Annotated in this window: 12 protein-coding genes; 9 read left to right on the forward strand and 3 right to left on the reverse strand. The window is 66.3% G+C overall.

Annotation, left to right across the window (positions count from 1 at the left end; translation table 11 throughout):
* Positions 1-11: 11 nt before the first annotated feature.
* The 9 genes from phnE (at position 12) to SA190iCDA_RS06490 (ending at position 13,649) form a co-directional block, all read left to right on the forward strand.
* Positions 12-827 (forward strand): phosphonate ABC transporter, permease protein PhnE, encoded by an 816-nt coding sequence (gene phnE, locus SA190iCDA_RS06450; protein ID WP_070884363.1) that lies wholly within the window; start codon positions 12-14, stop codon positions 825-827.
* 351 nt (positions 828-1,178) lie between these two features.
* Complete coding sequence (locus SA190iCDA_RS06455; RefSeq protein ID WP_070884673.1) at positions 1,179-1,946, forward strand: YfaP family protein; 768 nt, start codon at positions 1,179-1,181, stop codon at positions 1,944-1,946.
* 15 nt (positions 1,947-1,961) lie between these two features.
* Positions 1,962-3,605 (forward strand): DUF2138 domain-containing protein, encoded by a 1,644-nt coding sequence (locus tag SA190iCDA_RS06460; RefSeq protein ID WP_070884362.1) that lies wholly within the window; start codon positions 1,962-1,964, stop codon positions 3,603-3,605.
* A gap of 8 nt (positions 3,606-3,613) precedes the next feature.
* Positions 3,614-4,252, forward strand: coding sequence for a DUF1175 domain-containing protein (locus SA190iCDA_RS06465; RefSeq protein ID WP_139159449.1), 639 nt, complete (start codon positions 3,614-3,616; stop codon positions 4,250-4,252).
* Positions 4,249-8,778 carry an alpha-2-macroglobulin family protein gene (locus tag SA190iCDA_RS06470; RefSeq protein ID WP_083329710.1) on the forward strand — a complete coding sequence of 1,510 codons (4,530 nt, stop codon included), beginning with the start codon at positions 4,249-4,251 and terminating at the stop codon, positions 8,776-8,778. The genes SA190iCDA_RS06465 and SA190iCDA_RS06470 overlap by 4 nt, the downstream gene beginning before the upstream one ends.
* Before the next feature lie 7 nt (positions 8,779-8,785).
* The gene (locus SA190iCDA_RS06475; RefSeq protein ID WP_170833916.1) at positions 8,786-10,426 is read left to right on the forward strand and encodes a DUF2300 domain-containing protein; all 1,641 of its coding nucleotides are present in this window, start codon (positions 8,786-8,788) and stop codon (positions 10,424-10,426) included.
* 4 nt (positions 10,427-10,430) lie between these two features.
* Positions 10,431-11,231 carry a YfaP family protein gene (locus SA190iCDA_RS06480; protein ID WP_070884359.1) on the forward strand — a complete coding sequence of 267 codons (801 nt, stop codon included), beginning with the start codon at positions 10,431-10,433 and terminating at the stop codon, positions 11,229-11,231.
* 339 nt (positions 11,232-11,570) lie between these two features.
* Positions 11,571-12,701 carry an HPP family protein gene (locus SA190iCDA_RS06485; RefSeq protein ID WP_070884358.1) on the forward strand — a complete coding sequence of 377 codons (1,131 nt, stop codon included), beginning with the start codon at positions 11,571-11,573 and terminating at the stop codon, positions 12,699-12,701.
* A gap of 87 nt (positions 12,702-12,788) precedes the next feature.
* Positions 12,789-13,649: a LysR family transcriptional regulator gene (locus tag SA190iCDA_RS06490; protein WP_070884357.1), complete on the forward strand. Its 861-nt coding sequence runs from the start codon at positions 12,789-12,791 to the stop codon at positions 13,647-13,649.
* Positions 13,650-13,872: 223 nt separating this feature from the next.
* Here the strand turns inward: SA190iCDA_RS06490 and SA190iCDA_RS06495 are convergent, their stop codons facing one another.
* From SA190iCDA_RS06495 to gatA, 3 genes are all read right to left on the reverse strand, one after another.
* The gene (locus SA190iCDA_RS06495; protein WP_070884356.1) at positions 13,873-14,247 is read right to left on the reverse strand and encodes a septal ring lytic transglycosylase RlpA family protein; all 375 of its coding nucleotides are present in this window, start codon (positions 14,245-14,247) and stop codon (positions 13,873-13,875) included.
* Positions 14,248-14,310: 63 nt separating this feature from the next.
* Positions 14,311-15,759, reverse strand: a complete 1,449-nt coding sequence (gene gatB, locus SA190iCDA_RS06500; protein WP_070884355.1) for an Asp-tRNA(Asn)/Glu-tRNA(Gln) amidotransferase subunit GatB — start codon at positions 15,757-15,759, stop codon at positions 14,311-14,313.
* 11 nt (positions 15,760-15,770) lie between these two features.
* Positions 15,771-17,222, reverse strand: coding sequence for an Asp-tRNA(Asn)/Glu-tRNA(Gln) amidotransferase subunit GatA (gatA, locus tag SA190iCDA_RS06505; RefSeq protein WP_070884354.1), 1,452 nt, complete (start codon positions 17,220-17,222; stop codon positions 15,771-15,773).
* Positions 17,223-17,229: the final 7 nt, after the last annotated feature.

The raw sequence follows: 17,229 nt of genomic DNA on the forward strand, positions 1-17,229 counted from the left end.
GCTTTATCCCCATGCCGATCATTCATGCCGAGACGGCCGAGCCGCAATGGCGCCGCCGCACCACCGCCCAGCAGTGGGCGCACTGGCTCGCCTGGTTCGCTGGCGCGCTGCTGTTCGTCTGGTGCGCGCGATTCATCTCCGAGAACACCCTATGGGAGTTCGTGGCGGACGCCGGAAGCCAGGGCGCCTCCTTGCTGGCGCGCATGGTGCCGCCCCAGTGGGACTACACGCCCGAGTTGCTCAGGCCGCTCTGGGACACGCTCAACATCGCCACCCTGGGCACTGCCCTCGGGGTCATGCTGGCGTTCCCTCTGGCGTTTCTGGCTGCACGCAACACCACGCCATCGCAGGTGATCAGAAGCGCCGCGCTGCTGATCATCGTCTCGTCGCGCTCGATCAACTCGCTGATCTGGGCGATGCTGCTGGTGGCGATGCTCGGCCCGGGCGTATTGGCCGGCATCATCGCCATTGCGCTGCGTTCGGTCGGTTTCGTCGGCAAGCTGCTCTACGAGGCGATCGAGGAGATCAGCACCTCGCCGGTCGAGGCCATCGGCGCCACCGGGGCAGGGCGCCTGCAGGTACTGCAGTTCGGCGTGGTGCCGCAGATCATGCCAGCGTTCGTCGGCACCTCGTTGTATCGCTGGGATATCAACATCCGCGAGGCCACCGTGCTGGGGCTGGTCGGCGCCGGTGGCATCGGCCTGCAGCTCGATGCGGCGATCAACAATCTCGCCTGGGATCGGGTCAGCGTGATCTTTATGCTGATCTTCGCCACCGTGATCTTCTCCGAATGGGCTTCGGCCACGCTGCGTCAGCGGCTTTCCTGATCTGCACCGTGCCGGACCGGCAGTCGCTGGCCCCGCCGGCACGCCGGTTGATTGTGATCCAGTACCGATTCGCACGTGCCACGATTGTCAGCCTCACGGCAACTCGCTAGCATTCCCGCCCAGCATGTAACTTGATGTGACGGCGCCGCCTGCAAAGGCTGCTGGCCCCGCAGCCAAGGCCAAACCTCTTCCCAGAGCCAACAGTGTGAAGTGCGGGCGCCAGGATCCCTGAGCCAGCACAAGGAGTGCAGTGCGGTGGTTCGTTTCCCTCTGCGATGCCGAGCGTATCGGCTCGCTCCGGCCGGCTCCCGGCTGGCGCGCTGCATGCTGTTGCTCTGCATCGCCCTGGCCATGCAGACCGCATGGGCCGAACCAGGCCAGGCCGAACCATCCGTTTCCCTGCAAGGGCCCAGCGGTGGCTGGCGCTATTACGGCCTCAACGACGGCGATGGCGAGGCGCGGGTGGCCTACCCGACGCCGCCTATCGACCGCGGCGCCCAGCGCGGGCGCAGCCTGATCGAGGGCACCCTGCAGAACATCGGCCACCTGCGAGCGCCCCACCGGCTGGTGGTCAACGGCAACCCGCTGCCGCTGTACACCGACGAGCAGGGCAGCTTCGCCCGGCCCTACGCCTTTGGCGCCGGCTCCAACAGCGTGGAGCTGGCGGCCGGCGAGGGCAAATCGCTCAAGCGCGTGCAGTTCTTTGAAGCCAACAACCTGCGCACGCCGGCGCGTATCCGCATGGTGCTCGGCTGGGACGATCCCAAGGCCGAACTCGACCTGCACGTGGTCACCCCGGACGGCCAGCATGCGTTCTGGAGCCACCCGGTACTCACCAACGGCGGCGGTCTGGATGTCGACAGCGTCGACGGCCCCGGCCCGGAAATGTTCACCATGACCGCGCCGCTGCAGGGCACCTACCTGGTTTACGTGAACTACTGGGGCAACCTGGGCAGCGAGGGCTACAACTTCGAGGCCGGCAGCAACGGGAACGAGATCATCACCGCGCAGATCAACCTGATCTTCAACGAGAACACCGTCAACGAGAAGCGCGAGACCTTCGTGGTGCCGCTGCGCGCCATCGGTGAGCTGCTGTTCGTCAAATCCTTCAATTACTGATATCCCGAGGCTCGGATGAACCGGAATACCACTGCCCACCTGCGCCATGTCGCTCTGCTGCTGACGGCCGGCCTGCTGGCTGCCTGCGGCCAGGATTCGCGCGAACTGGGTGAGCGCAGCGCCCTGGGCCTGGACCTCAAGCACCCCGATGCGCTGATCGAAAGCGCCTCGCTCAGCCGCCTGCCCAGGGACCTGCTGGCGGTGCCCTTGCTGCGCGACACCCTCACCGAAGACTTCGTGTTCTACTACGAGCACAACGCCGACCGCCTGGGTCTGGTCGGCAGCCTGCGGCGGATCATCTACGAGCGCGACCTGAAGCTGCGCGACAACCTGCTCGACGAGTTGCTCGACCAGCCCGCCGACGTGGCCCTGTGGAAGGGCGCCGACGGCAAGCTCAAGCACTTTGTGATGGTCATGCAGCGCGGCGGCCTGGCCAAGGTACTGGAACCCCTGGCCCACGTCGCCCTGGACGACACCCAGCTCAGCAGGGCCGGCGAGCTGCGCGTCGATGGCAGCAGCGTGCCGCTGTACCGCCTCAACTACCTGGGTGATCGCGCCCTGCTGCTGGCCAGCCATGGCGACAAGCTGCTGGTGCTGTCCTCGCCGGGTATGCTGTTCGGCGAGGACGACAAGCTCGCCCGCGAGGCCACGGAATCCGTCGAGGCGCTGCTCGATGGCGATAATCCCTTCGCCAAGCGCTTCGGCCTCAAGGCTCGCGAAACCGAGCAGCAGCGCATTTCCCTGAGCGGCGAATACGTCGCCCTCGGCTACCAGCGCTTCTTCCCGGCGTTTGCCGGCGTGCGCTTCGAGAAGGGTGAGGGCGGCTGGAACAGCTTCCTGGCGCTCAACGAAGTGGACGATCAGCAGGCCATGGATTTCACGCCGATCTGGACAGCCATGCCCATGGGCGCCAGCGCCTGCGTGGCGGTGCCGGTGGCGCCGGGCAGCGCGGACAAACTGCTGGCCAAGGTCGGCGCCAGCGAGCAAGCCAGCGAAGAGCTGCGCAAGCGCCTGGGCAACGTCGCCGGCCTGTGCTGGTACGCCGACTCGCGGCTGCACTCGCCGCTGCTGGTCGCCCACCTCGACGAAGCCGCCACGCCGGAGCTGGATCAGGCCATCGGCGGGTTGTTCGACGGCATGATCGGCGCCTTCGAGCCCAATGCCGAGAGCGGCCGCTTCCCGGTCGAAAGCCAGAGCACGGCCGACGGCCACACCTGGCGCCGCCAGGTGGGCTCCAACTTCGGTCAGTACCCGGCCGAAGCCAGCAACACCCCCGACGCCCTGGCGTCCCGCGCATTCTTCAACGTCAGCCTGGCGCGCCAGGGCCAGACGCTGCTGTTTTCGCTGGATGACACACTGGTGATCAAGGCCCTGGATACCCTCAACAAGCGCTACCCGCCCCTGGCCGAAGTGTTGCCCGCCGACGGCCTGGTGCCTGGATACCTGGCGCCCGAGGGCTTGTCGCGCCTGCTCGAACAGGAAACCCTGGACAGCCTGCCCGCCAACTACGAACCGGTATTCCGCAACGCCGCCGACACCCACCTGCTGCCCAAGCTGCGTGCACTGGGTGGTTATGGGCAGTTCGCGCTGACGCTGCCGAAAGACACCGAAGCCGACGATGACTGGAAATGGATTCCGTTGGAATGGCGCGCGCTTTGATCACTGCCATGCCCAGCTGGCGCGTGCTGCTGGCTGCGGCGCTGCTCGCGTTCGGCCTGTGCGCCCGCGCTGAGCAGGCGCCCGGCCTGAACCCCGAGCAGTCGCAGATCTTTCGCGCCTGGTTCGTGCGTATCGCCCAGGAACAGCTGCGCCAGGGCCCGAGCCCGCGCTGGTATCAGCAGGATTGCGTGGGCCTGGTGCGCTTCGCCGCCAACGAGGCGCTCAAGGTGCACGACGCCAAGTGGCTGCGCGCCAACGGCCTGTCCAACCGCTACCTGCCGCCGGAGCTACAGCTGAGCGACGCCCAACGCGCGCTGGCACAGAGCTGGAACCAGGGCGGCGGCAAGCGCGGCCCCTACGTCAATGCGATCAAGATGATCCAGTTCAACAGCCAGTTGGTCGGCCGCGACCTGAACGGGGCGCGCCCCGGCGACCTGATGTTCTTCGATCAGGGCGATGACCAGCACCTGATGATCTGGATGGGCCGCGACATCGTTTACCACACCGGCACCACCACTCCCACGGATAACGGCATGCGTGCCGTCAGCCTGCAACAACTCATGACATGGAAGGACACCCGATGGATACCCGACGACGCCAACCCCAACTTTATCGGCATCTATCGGCTGAATTTCCTCGCGCGATGAACCGTCTGCTCGCCGTCGCGCTGCTGGCGCTCATGCCCCTGGCCGCTCATGCCGAAGACGAAGTGCCGGGCAGTGGCTACACGCCGCTTTCCGGCGAGTCGTTCTTCCTGCTCGCCGATTCCAGCTTCGCCGCCGATGAAGTGGCCACCGTGCGCCTCGAAGCGCCGGGCCGCGACTACCGCCGCTATCGCATGGAAGGTTATGGCGGCGTGGACATGCGCCTGTACCGCATCGACCAGCCGCTGGAGTTCCTCAAGCGCCAGAAAAACCTGCACCGCGTGGTCGCCGAGGGCCAGTTCAAGGGCGAGGGGCTGTCCAACACCCTGGCGTACCTGTGGGACAACTGGTACCGCAAATCCCGCCGGGTGATGCAGCGCGCCTTCTCCTACGAGTCGCGCAAGCAGGTCACCGAGGAAGCGCCGGAGCTGAAGATGGGCAGCGCCATCGCCGCGCCTACCGAATACACCCCGCAGGTGCAGTTCGCACCGATGAAGGGCCTGCCCCTGGTGGCCGAGTTCCGCTACCCGCTGTGGGAAGCCAAACCCATCGAGCCGCCGGCCGGCGTCGACCTGTCCGGCTCGTCGAGCAACTTCGTCAGCGTCGCCTCGGGCAATGTCTATGTGCCGTTGGGCAAGCTGAAACCGGGCCTGTACCTGGCCGAGGCGATCATCGGCAAGTACCGCGCCACCACCGTGGTATTCGTCTCCAACACCGTGGCGGTCAGCAAGATCGCTGGCGGCGAGCTCCTGGTATGGACGGCCGACAAGCACCAGGGCACGCCGGTGGCCGACGCCAAGCTGTTGTGGAGCGATGGCCTGGGCGTGATGACCAGCGGCAAGACCGATGCCCAGGGCCTGCTGCGCCTGGGCCACGCCAGCCCGGAGCGCTCCTACGTGATCGGCGAGGACGCCGACGGCGGCGTGTTCGTGTCCGAGAACTTCTATTACGACAGCGAAATCTACGACACCAAGCTGTACGCCTTCACCGACCGCCCGCTGTATCGCCCCGGCGACTGGGTGGAGGTGAAGATCGTCGGCCGCGAGTTCAAGAACGCCCGCGACTCGGTGGCGGCCGGCACCGCGCCGATCAGCCTCAGCGTGCTGGATGCCAACGGCACCGTGCTGCAGACCCAGAAGCTCGATTTCGACAGCGCCCGTGGCGGCCAGGGCCGCTTCCAGCTGCCGAACAACGCCGTGGCCGGCGGCTACGAGCTGCGCTTCGCCTACCGCGACGGGCTGTACAGCAGCGCCTTCCGCGTCGCCGAGTACATCAAGCCGCATTTCGAAGTGTCGCTGGACCTGGACAAGCCGGACTTCCGCACCGGCGAGCCGGTCAAGGGTGCCCTGGTGCTGCTCTACCCGGACGGCAAGCCGGTGGCCAATGCCAAGGTGCAGCTGAGCCTGCGCGCCCAGCAGCTGTCGATGGTCGACAACGAGCTGCAGTACCTCGGCCAGTTCCCGGTCGAGCTGGCCAGCAGCGAAGTCAGCACCGACGGCCAGGGCCGCGCGGCCCTCGACCTGCCGGCCGCCGACAAGCCGAGCCGCTACCTGCTCAGCGTGTTCGCCAGCGATGGCGCCGCCTACCGGGTCAAGACCAGCAAGGAAATCCTCATCGAGCGCGGCGCCGCCCGCTATCGCCTGAGTGCGCCGCAGCGCTTCAGCGCGGCTGGGCAGGCGGTGAACTTCGCTTACCAGAGCGAAGGCGCCAGTGAGCGCAAACCGGCCCGCTACGAGTGGGTGCGCCTGGAAGACCAGAGCACCGGCAACGGCGAGTTGGCGGCGGATGCCAAGGGCTTCGAGCTGAATTTCGAACGGCCCGGCACCTACAGCATCACCCTCAAGGACAACAGCGGCCTGATTCTCGGCGCTACCGGCCATTCGGTCAGCGGCGAGGGCGTCAAGTCGGTGGCCGGTACCATCGAGATCGTCCTCGACAAGGCCGAATACCAGGCCGGCGACGAAGCCCTGGCGCTGATCACTTTCCCCGAGTCGGTCGGCGATGCGCTGCTGACCCTGGAGCGCGACAAGGTCGAAGCCACCGCGCTGCTCTCCACGGGCGGCGACTGGCTCAAGCTGGAGCGCCTGTCCGATACCCAGTACCGCGCGCGCATCCCGGTCGGCAACACCTTCTCGCCGAACATCACCTTCTCGGCGCTGTACACCCGCGGTGGTGATTACAGCTTCCAGAACGCCGGCATCAAGGTCGCCACGCCGCAGATCGACATCGCCATGGAGGCCGACAAGGAGGTGGTGCAGCCGGGCGAGCTGGTCACCGTCGAGCTGAGCACCCTGTTCGCAGGCAAGCCGGTGCCGACGCGCCTGACGGTCAGCGTGGTGGACGAGATGATCTACGCCCTGCAGCCGGAGATCGCCCCAGGTATCGACCAGTTCTTCTATCACCCGCGCCGTAACAACGTGCGCACCAGCGCCAGCCTGTCGTTCATCAGCTACGACCTGGCCCTGCCGGGCATGCCCAGTGCGCCTGGCCGCGCCAACCGCAGCGAGCGGGGCGTCAAGGTGCTGGAGCGGCCGCGCCGCGAGGAAGTCGACACCGCCTCCTGGCAGCCGGACCTGGTCACCGATGCCAACGGCAAGGCGAGCTTCAGCTTCCGCATGCCCGACTCGCTGACCCGCTGGCGCATCACCGCCCGTGCCGTGAGCGCCGATGGCGAAGTCGGCCAGAAGCGCCAGTTCGTGCGTTCGGAAAAACCGCTGTACCTGAAATGGAGCGGGCCAAGCCGCTTCCGTGTCGGCGACAAGCCGGCGCTGGGTCTGTTCGCCTTCAATCAGGGTGAGGAGGGCGCCAAGACCGAACTGCTGATCCGCCATGGCGAGCAGGAGCAGCGCCGCGAGGTGACGTTGGCCAAGGGCATCAACTACCTGCCGGTCGAAGACGCGGTGATCGCCGCCGGCGACTTCAGCGCCGAGCTGCGCCAGGCCGATAAAGTCGCCGACGCCCTGGCCGTCAAGCTGAGCACCGTGGCGCCTGGCTGGCAGCAGGTGCGTAGCGAGCCGCTGTCGGTGTTCCCGGGCAACACGCCGCTGCAACTGCCGGCTGATGCCAGCCAGGTGCAACTGCGCGTGGCCGACAGCGGCGCCGGGCTGTTCTACGCCGCGCTGGACGACCTGCTCGACTACCCCTACGGCGGCGTCGAGCAGACCGCCAGCCGCCTGCTGCCGCTGAGCCTGGCCTATCCGGCGCTGGCCGCCGGCGAGCCGCGCATCAAGGATCGCCTGCGCCTGATCATGCAGAACAGCCGCCTGCGCCTGGTACAGATGGCCGGCCCCGAAGCGACCTTCACCTGGTGGGGCGGCGATGCCGACGGCGACGCCTTCCTGACCACCTACGCCTATTACGCCGACTGGCACGCCAGCCGCGCCCTGGCCATCCAGTTGCCGCCGGAGCACTGGCAGCGCGTGCTGGAGCTGTACGCCAAGCGCGCCCCGGAAACGCCGCTGCTGGAGCGTGCGCTGATCCTGGCCTTCGCCCGTGACATGGGCCTGCCGGTGAAAACCCTGCTCGAAGGCCTGGTGTACGACCTGGCCGCTGCGGGCGAAGGCGAGGAAGTGGTGCTCGGCGAGGGCGACAGCCTGGTGATGGCTGCACCGGATGCGGCCCTGGGCCTGGCAATTGCCCGGGAGCTGGGCGTGCGCCTGGCGCAGCACAACAACGTGCCGGTCGCCGAGGCCCTGCTAGGGCAACTCGAAGGCGCCCGTCGTCGCCTGGCGGAGAGCCAGTCGCCTTTCGTGGCCGCCGTCGGCCTGTACCTCAATGGCCCGGATCGCCAGCGCGCCCAGCGCCTGCTCGGCGAACTGGCACCGGCCCAGGCCGGCCTGGAACGCGCCCTGGCGCTGACCTGGCTGCAGCCGTCCCTGGACCTGCGCAGCACCCCGCCGACGCTGGCGCTGGAAGGCCACTGGCAGGCCGTGGAAGGCACCAGCGGCGACAACTACTGGCAGTGGAACGGCGCGCAACCGCCCCAGGCCCTGCAGGTGGCCGGCGATCTGGACCAGGCGAACGATGTGCGTCTCGACTACCAGAGCGCCCAGGCTGCGCCGAGCAACGTGCCGGTCACCCTCAAGCGTCGCCTGTTGCGTCTGGTGCCGGGCGACAAGGCCTTCGAATTCCGCGCCGAGGAAGTCGGCAAGGACGAGATCTCCAGCGCCGACCTGTACCTGGACGAAGTGACCCTGAGCAGCGAAGGCGAGCAGGCCCTGCGCTACGGCATGCTGGAGGTGCCGCTGCCGCCGGGCGCCGATGTGGAGCGCACCACCTGGGGCATCCAGGTCAGCGGCCTGGGCGGCGACGAAGCCGCGCCGCTGGAAAAGGCCCGCAACGAGCCGGGCGAGCTCAGCTACGCGGTGCCGGTGGACGCCCTGCAGGGCGAGCTGGTGCTGCGTCACCTGGTGCGCTTCTCGCAGAAGGGCGAGTTCGTGCTGCCGCCGGCCCGCTACGTACGCCTCTATGCACCGGGCCAGCAGGCGCTCGAGAACGAGCCTGTACTGCAGAAGGTCACCGTTGAGTAAGGGCTGCATTTTCGCTTCGCTGGCCCTGCTGGCCGCCCTTGGCGGTTCGGCACTGGCTGGCGAGGCGCCGCTGTCGCTGGCCTGGCAAACGGCTGGCGGCAGTGAGCTGTTGCGCCTCGACGGGCAACGACTGCTCAGTCGCGAGCCCCTTTCCGAGAACCTGCAGGTACCGTTGGGCAGCCTGTGGAAATTGTTCGTCTACGCCTATCTGGTCGACACCAAACAGCCGGACCACGGCTACCAGTGCCGCGGGCGGGACAAGGAGGAGGTGTATTGCTGCAACCCGGGCGAGCGTATCGACCGGGAGCAGGCGCTGGTCAAGTCCTGCGGCCTGTACTTCGAACAGGAGAACCTGCAGTTGGACCAAGGCGACTGGTCGCGTTACTGGCAGGCCCGAGAGGCGCCAGGCTGGATCAGCGAGCGCCAGCGCCTGGCGCCGGGTACCCGCGTCTCGGTTCAGCAACTGCTCACGCAACTTGCGCAATTGCCCGCTCAGGCCGATGCCCGCAAGGTGCTGCTGGACGTGGTGCTGAACGGCGACGGCTCGACCGTCAGCGCCCTGGGCAGCCGCCTGCGGGTGAAGACCTGGAGCTGGCTCGCCGATGACGATCCCCAGGCGCGCCAGGGTGGTTTCGCCGGCTGGCTGGCCGATGGCACGCCCGTCTGGGCGGGCGGCTCGGGCACCAGCAGCATGGTGCTCAAGGGCCATGCCGAGGCACTCGGCCAGGTGCTGCCAGCGGCGTGGCCAAGGGAGGCCGGCAGCTGCGTGGAGGTGCGTCTGTTCGCCCGCTATCCACTGCGCCAGCTCAAGCGTGAGGGCAGTAGCGCGGCCGTGGAGCCGGGCGCGCTCAATGGCCGTTACGAGGTCGAGTTCACCAACGGCAACCGCCTGCCCATCGAAAGTCACGGCGAGCTGTTTCTCGAGCGAAGCGGCGAAGGGTTGCAGCTCACTGCCCACTTGGATCGTGAGGACTACGTGGCCCGCGTACTGGATCGTGAGGCCTCGGCGCAGCCTGCCGAGGCCGCCAAGGCGCTGGCCATCGCTGCGCGCACCTACCTGCTGCAGAGCGCCGAGCGTCGTGGCGAATGCCTGCGCATCGACGACAGCAGCGCCAGCCAGCGCGTAGCGCCGCGCCCCGCCAGCCAGGGCGCCCGGGATATCGCCGCCTGGACCGCCGACCTGGTGCTGGCCGGCACGCCGGTCACCTATCACAGCACCCAGCCGGGGCCTGATCGGCTGGCCTGGAGCCAAGCGGTCGAGCAGGCCAACAGCGGCTTGCGTTACGACGCCATTCTGGCCCGCGCCTTCCCACGCGCCACCTTGAGCCGCTGGGACAAACCCGCGGCCGCCTGCCAGCCGCTGGTCGCTGCTGAACAGTGGCTGCGCAAGCAGAGGCGCGACTGGCGCGAGCGCCTGGATATGGAGCCGGGCTACGAGGAAATTCAGCAGTTTACCGTTTGCCAATTGGCGTCCGGGCGGCCCTATGTAGATCGCGAGCGGCAGCGCATCTTCGTGCGCGGCTTCTTTTCCCTACAGGACCGTCTGGACCTGACTCACGAATACCTGCACCTGGCGTTCGTCGCCCACCCAAATGGACAGGACGAGGCCTACGTCGAAGGCCTCGCCCGCACCCTGTTACTGGAATGACATCATGGCTCTGATCACCCCCCGTATCGCCCTCTGCCTGACCCTGCTGCCGCTCTGTGCCCTGGCCGAGATAAAGCTCGACACCCCACGCAGCGGCTGGCGCGTCGGTGGCGGCGACGGCGCGCAGTTCATGCAGGAGGTCAATTACCCGGCATCCAGCGTGAACAGCGCCGCCAACCAGGCCGACACCGCGCGCATCAAGGGCGCCATCGGCCAGCTTGGCAAGGACGAGAACAAGGCGCCGGGCCGGCTGGTGGTCAACGGCACCAGCATGCCGCTGAAGATCGACGAGGACGGCGGCTTCGACCGCCCGTTCGTGTTCCCGGCCGGCAGCAACAACGTCGAGGTGCGCAGCCCGGATGGCAGCCAGCGCCGCCGCGTGCAGTTCTACAACAACGGCAGCGGCGAAACCCCGGCGCGCCTGCGCGTGGTGCTGTCGTGGGACAGCGACAACACCGACCTGGATCTGCACCTGGTCACCCCCGATGGTGAGCACGTCTGGTACGGCAATCGCTCGCTGGCCAACGGCGCGGCCCTGGATGTCGACGTGACCACCGGCTACGGTCCGGAAATGATCGCCTCGCCCACCCCGCTCAAGGGTCAGTACCTGGTCTACGTGAACTACTACGGCGGCGGCTACAGCTACGACGAGGAGGGCGAGAGCAGCGCCGGGCAGATTCTCACCACCGGGCAGATCACCCTGATCACCGAAGAGGGCACGGTCAACGAGAAGCAGGAGAGCTTTCTGGTGCCGATGCGCACGCCGGGCGAGCTGACGCTGGTGAAAAGCTTCAGCTATCCGTAAAGGTACAACCGATCATTCGCAGCCTGCGGTTGAGCGCAGCGATACCCAGGATTCGGTTCCCCGGTATCGCTGCGCTCAACCCGGGCTACACGCTATCGCTTCATCCTCTCAGTGGTTTGATATCAAAAAAAGCTTATCAATCCTTCATTATTATTCGTTTGATCGCGTTATCGCCCTTCGTCACACTCTGCTCCATTGCCTGCCACGGTTTCTCTGCCAAGGCGGGCAAGGTTGCACACAGACGAGTACATCATCCAGGGACGGATGCTCCTGCCAGCCGCTTCCAGCGGTACCCAGCGAGCCTCTTATTTGAGAGGCTCGATCTTTTCGACGGTCGTGATGAAGTCCCACGCGCATTTCCCCCAATGGCTCTCCGCCTTTCTGCCTGACGCCCTGCATACCCGCCCCCGAGAATGGAGCCGCGCCGCCTTTGGCGCCGCCGCTGGTTTTCTGTTCAGCACCTGGGTGTGCAGCCAGTTGTTCGGCCTGCCTATGGCGGTGCATTTCTCCGGCCCGCTGGCGGCTTCGGCCGTGCTGCTGTTCGCCGTTTCCTCGGGAGCCCTGGCCCAGCCCTGGTCGATTCTCGGCAGCTACCTGTGTGCCAGCGCCGTTGCGCTGACGATCAGCCATTTTGTCGATCACAGCCTGGTGGGCGCGGCCCTGGCCCTGGGCCTCAGCCTGCTGCTGATGTGCCCGTTGCGCTGCCTGCACCCACCGGGCGGCGCCATCGCCTTCTGCATGGTGTTCGCCACACCGTTGCCGGGCGAGCCGTTCTGGCAGCCGGCGCTGGCGGCGATGACCGCCGGGGTCGGCCTGCTGGCCTGCGCGCTGCTCTACAACAACCTGACCCGCGTACCCTATCCGCGCCCCCATCCCGGTACGCAGGCGGTTCATCACACCCATGACCTGCTACCGAGCGAGCGCGCCGGCATCAATGCCGATGACCTGGACCACGCCCTCGATGAGCTGGGCTCCTTCGTCGACATCACCCGCGAAGACCTCGAACTGATCGTGCGCAGCACCGAGAAACACGCGCTGCGCCGCAGTATGGGCGAGATCCGCGCCGGGCAGATGATGTCCCGCGACCTGATCCATGCCACGCCGCAAACCGCGGTAGCCAAGGGGCTGTACCTGCTCACCCATCATGGGCTCAAGGCCTTGCCGATTCTCGATGGCGGGCGGCTGGTCGGTATCGTCAGCCTGGTCGATCTGGTCAGCGCCACCCGCGCCAACAGCTTCAACCTGCGGGCGATTCTCGGCCTGCAGAAGAGGCTGGTGCTGGGTGAGCTGATGACTTCGCCGGTGCGCACGGTGGATGTCGATACCCATGTCGTCGACCTGATCGCGCTGCTCTCCGACGAAGGCCTGCACTGCCTGCCGGTGCTCGACGAGGGCCGGCTGGTAGGGATGATCACCCAGACCGACCTGGTCGCCGCGCTGCACCGCGATCTGCTCAGGCATCTCGATTGACGCATCGAATGATCCGCCGCGCGCCCGTACACTGGGCGCCGGATCAGGCTTGAGGAATGGCCGGCGGCGCACGCAGGCATAGTGACCATGGATATCGACCTTACCCGCACCTTTCTGGAAATCGTCCGCAGCGGCAGCTTTATCGCCGCCGCCGAGCGCATGCACATCACCCAGACGGCGATCACCGCACGCATCCAGAAGCTGGAAAGCCACCTGGGCAGCACGCTGTTCGTGCGTAACCGCGCCGGCGCGCGGCTGACCCCAGACGGCGAGGCGTTCGTCACCTACGCCAACCAGATCCAGCAGACCTGGGAGGCCGCCCAGCGCGACCTGCCGTTGCCGGACGGTTACCACAACGTGCTGCATATCGGCGGCGAGGTGAGCCTGTGCAACCCGCTGATGCTGCGCTGGGTCAGCGCGATTCGCCAGGGTATCGAGGGCTACGCGGTGCGCGCCCAGGTCGCCGAATGCGCCAGCCTGCTGCGCCAGGTGGAAATGGGCGTGATGGATGCGGCGCTGGTCTACCAGCCCACCTACTGGGCCGGCATGCAGGTCGAGCAGGTGCTCGAGGAGAAGCTGATTCTGGTCCGGGCGGCGAATCCGGAGCCCTACGTGTACATCGACTGGAGCGACAGCTTCCGCGCCCAGCACGACCGCGCCCTGCCGGACAAGGCACGGGCGCCGGTATCCTTCAACCTCGGGCCCCTGGCCCTGCAGTACATCCTGGAGCACGGCGGCTCGGGCTACTTTCGTACCCGGGTGGTACAGAGCTATCTGGACAAGAAGGTGCTGGAGCGGGTGCCGCGGGCGCCGGAATTCAGCTACCCGACCTATCTGGTGTATTCCCGCGAGCGGGATTCGGCGGCCCTGCAGCAGAGCTTCGGGCTGCTACGCGAAATCACCGCGCAGGATACCGACTGGTCGCAGCGCTGGGATCCGGCGCTGTAGAGCCTATTCACGATCTTTTGGCTCGAATTCAGCGCTTTGTCTGCAAAGTGGCGGGAGCGGCCGCAAGCTGCAAGCCCCAAGCTACAAGCTACAAGTTAGAAGCAGTCCGCAGTGCTCTAGCTTCTTCTTGCAGCTTGAGGCTTGCGGCTTGAAGCTCAATGTCCGCTTCTGCCTTGTAGCAGCCTCTCTATGTCGCCTGAAAGATCGTGAACAGCCCTCCGTCTTACTTCAGGCTTTCCACGCGCACCGGCACCACGCCTGAGCGAATCATGTCCAGCGACTCCGCCGCCTTGCGCGACACGTCGATGATCCGCCCGCGGGCGAAGGGGCCGCGGTCGTTGATGCGCACCACCACGCTGCGGTCGTTGTTGAGGTTGGTGACTTTCACCATGGTGCCGAAGGGCAGGGTGCGATGGGCGGCGGTCAGGGCGTTCTGGTTGAAGCGCTCGCCGCTGGCGGTGCGGTTGCCGTGGTGGGCCTTGCCGTAATAGGAGGCCTTGCCTTCGGCGCGGTAATCGCCGGGCACGCCACCGCCAAAGCTGCTACAGCCGGCAAGCAGCAGGCTGAACAGCGCCAGCAGTACCGATAATCGACGCATTGCTTTTCTCCATCCCGGACTTCAGATGCGAAAACGCCGGGCAAACCCGGCGTTTTCATAGGCTCAGCCTTCGAGCTTTTTCTTCAGCAGTTCGTTCACTTGCCCCGGGTTGGCTTTGCCCTTGGAGGCTTTCATGGCCTGGCCGACGAAGAAGCCGAACATCTTGCCGCGCTTGGCTTCGTCGCTGGCGCGGTACTGTTCGACCTGGTCGGCGTTGGCCGCCAGCACCTCGTCGAGCATCGCCTCGATGGCGCCTGAATCGGTGACCTGCTTGAGGCCCTTCTTGTCGATCACTTCGTCGGCCGTCGCACCTTCACCGGCCGCCAGGGCCTCGAAGACCATCTTGGCGATCTTGCCGCTGATGGTGTTGTCCTTGATACGCAGGATCATGCCGCCCAGTTGCTCGGCGGACACCGGCGACTGGTCGATCTCCAGGCCTTCCTTGTTGAGCAGGCTGGACAGCTCGCCCATCACCCAGTTGGCCGCCAGCTTGGCATCGCCACAGGTTTTCTCGACGGCTTCGAAGTAGTCGGCCAGCTCACGGCTGGCGCTGAGCACGCTGGCGTCGTAGGTCGACAGGGCATACTGGCTTTCGAAACGCTCGCGCTTCTGCGGCGGCAGTTCCGGCAGCTTGGCACGCAGGTCATCGAGGAAGCTGCGCTCGATCACCACCGGCAGCAGGTCCGGGCAGGGGAAGTAACGGTAGTCGTTGGCTTCTTCCTTGCTGCGCATGGATCGGGTCTGATCCTTGTTGGGATCGTACAGGCGGGTTTCCTGCACCACCTTGCCGCCGTCTTCGATCAGCTCGATCTGGCGTTGCACTTCGTGGTTGATGGCTTTCTCGATGAAGCGGAACGAGTTGACGTTCTTGATCTCGGCGCGGGTGCCGAACTCGGCCTGGCCCTTCGGGCGTACCGACACGTTGCAGTCACACCGCAACGAACCTTCGGCCATATTGCCGTCGCATATTCCGAGATAGCGGACGAGGGCATGGATGGCCTTTACATAGGCCACCGCTTCCTTGGCCGAACGGATGTCCGGCTCGGAAACGATTTCCAGCAGCGGCGTGCCGGCGCGGTTCAGGTCGATGCCGCTCATGCCCTGGAAGTCTTCGTGCAGGCTCTTGCCGGCGTCTTCTTCCAGGTGCGCACGGGTGATGCCGATACGCTTGACGGTGCCGTCTTCCAGGGTGATATCGAGGAAGCCCTTGCCGACGATGGGATGATCCATCTGGCTGGTCTGGTAGCCCTTCGGCAGGTCCGGGTAGAAGTAGTTCTTGCGCGCGAAGACGTTACGCTCGGCGATCTCGGCATCGATGGCCAGGCCGAACTGGCAGGCCATGCGTACCGCTTCGGCGTTGAGCACCGGCAGGGTGCCAGGCATGCCGAGGTCGACCAGGCTGGCCTGGGTGTTGGGCTCGGCGCCAAAGGTGGTGGCGCTGGCCGAGAAGATCTTCGATTGGGTGCTGAGCTGAGCGTGAATCTCCAGCCCGATGACGGTTTCCCATTGCATAGATGTGTTCCTCAGAATCCGCTCGGTGCTTGTTTGTGCCAGTCGCTGACCTGCTGGTACTGGTGCGCGACGTTGAGCAGACGACCTTCCTGGAAGTAGTTGCCGAGCAACTGCACGCCCACCGGCAGGCCATCGACGAAGCCGGCCGGCATCGACAGACCGGGAATGCCGGCCAGGTTGGCGGTGATGGTGTAGATGTCTTCCAGATAGGCGGAGACCGGATCGGCGTTCTTCTCGCCCAGCTTCCAGGCCAGGTTCGGCGTGGTCGGGCCGAGGATCACGTCGATGTCCTTGAACGCGGCGACGAAATCGTTCTTGATCAGCCGGCGGATCTGCTGGGCCTTGATGTAGTAGGCGTCGTAGTAACCGGCGGACAGCGCGTAGGTGCCGACCATGATGCGCCGCTTCACTTCCTCGCCGAAGCCTTCGCCACGGGAGCGCTTGTACAGGTCCTGCAGGTCTTTTGGGTTCTCGCAGCGGTAGCCGAAGCGCACGCCGTCGAAACGCGACAGGTTGGAGCTGGCTTCCGCCGGGGCGATCACGTAGTAGGCCGGGATGGCGTGCTGCAGGTTGGGCAGGCTGATGTCCTTGACGGTGGCACCGAGCTTTTTCAGCTCTTCGACCACGGCCATGATCTGCTCGCCGATGCGCGCATCGAGGCCGGCGCCGAAGTATTCCTTGGGCAGGCCGATGCGCAGGCCGGCCAGCGGCTGGGCGAGGGCGGCCAGGTAATCATCGACCGGCTGGTCGACGCTGGTCGAATCCTTGGCATCGAAACCGGCCATGGCGCCGAGCAGCAGGGCGCAATCCTCGGCGGTGCGGGCCAGTGGGCCGCCCTGATCGAGGCTGGAGGCGTAGGCGATCATGCCCCAGCGCGAGACGCGGCCGTAGGTCGGCTTGATGCCGGTGAGGTTGGTCAACGCGGCCGGCTGACGGATCGAGCCGCCGGTATCGGTGCCGGTAGCGGCGGGCAGCAGGCGTGCGGCCACCGCTGCGGCCGAGCCGCCCGAGGAGCCACCAGGGACGCGGCTGGTGTCCCAGGGGTTCTTGACCGGGCCGTAGTGGCTGGATTCGTTGGCCGAGCCCATGGCGAACTCGTCCATGTTCAGCTTGCCGAGGGTCACGGTGCCAGCGGCATTCAGTTTCTCGACCACGGTGGCGTCGTAGGGCGCCTTGAAACCGGTGAGGATCTTCGAGCCGCAGCTGGTCAGCACGCCCCTGGTGCAGAACAGGTCCTTGTGGGCGATCGGCGCGCCGAGCAGCGGTCCGTTTTCACCGGCGGCGCGGCGGGCGTCGGCGGCCTTGGCCTGCCCGAGGGCCTGCTCGGCGGTCACGGTGATGAAGCTGTTGAGCTGCGGATCGAGCTTCTCGATGCGAGCCAGCAGGTTCTGAGTCAGCTCGGCGGAGGAGAATTGCTTGTCGGCGAGTGCGCGGGCGATCTCGGCCAGGGTCAATTGATGCATGGCGGAA

This window comes from Pseudomonas argentinensis, assembly GCF_001839655.2.
Classification (GTDB): Bacteria; Pseudomonadota; Gammaproteobacteria; order Pseudomonadales; family Pseudomonadaceae; genus Aquipseudomonas; species Aquipseudomonas argentinensis_B.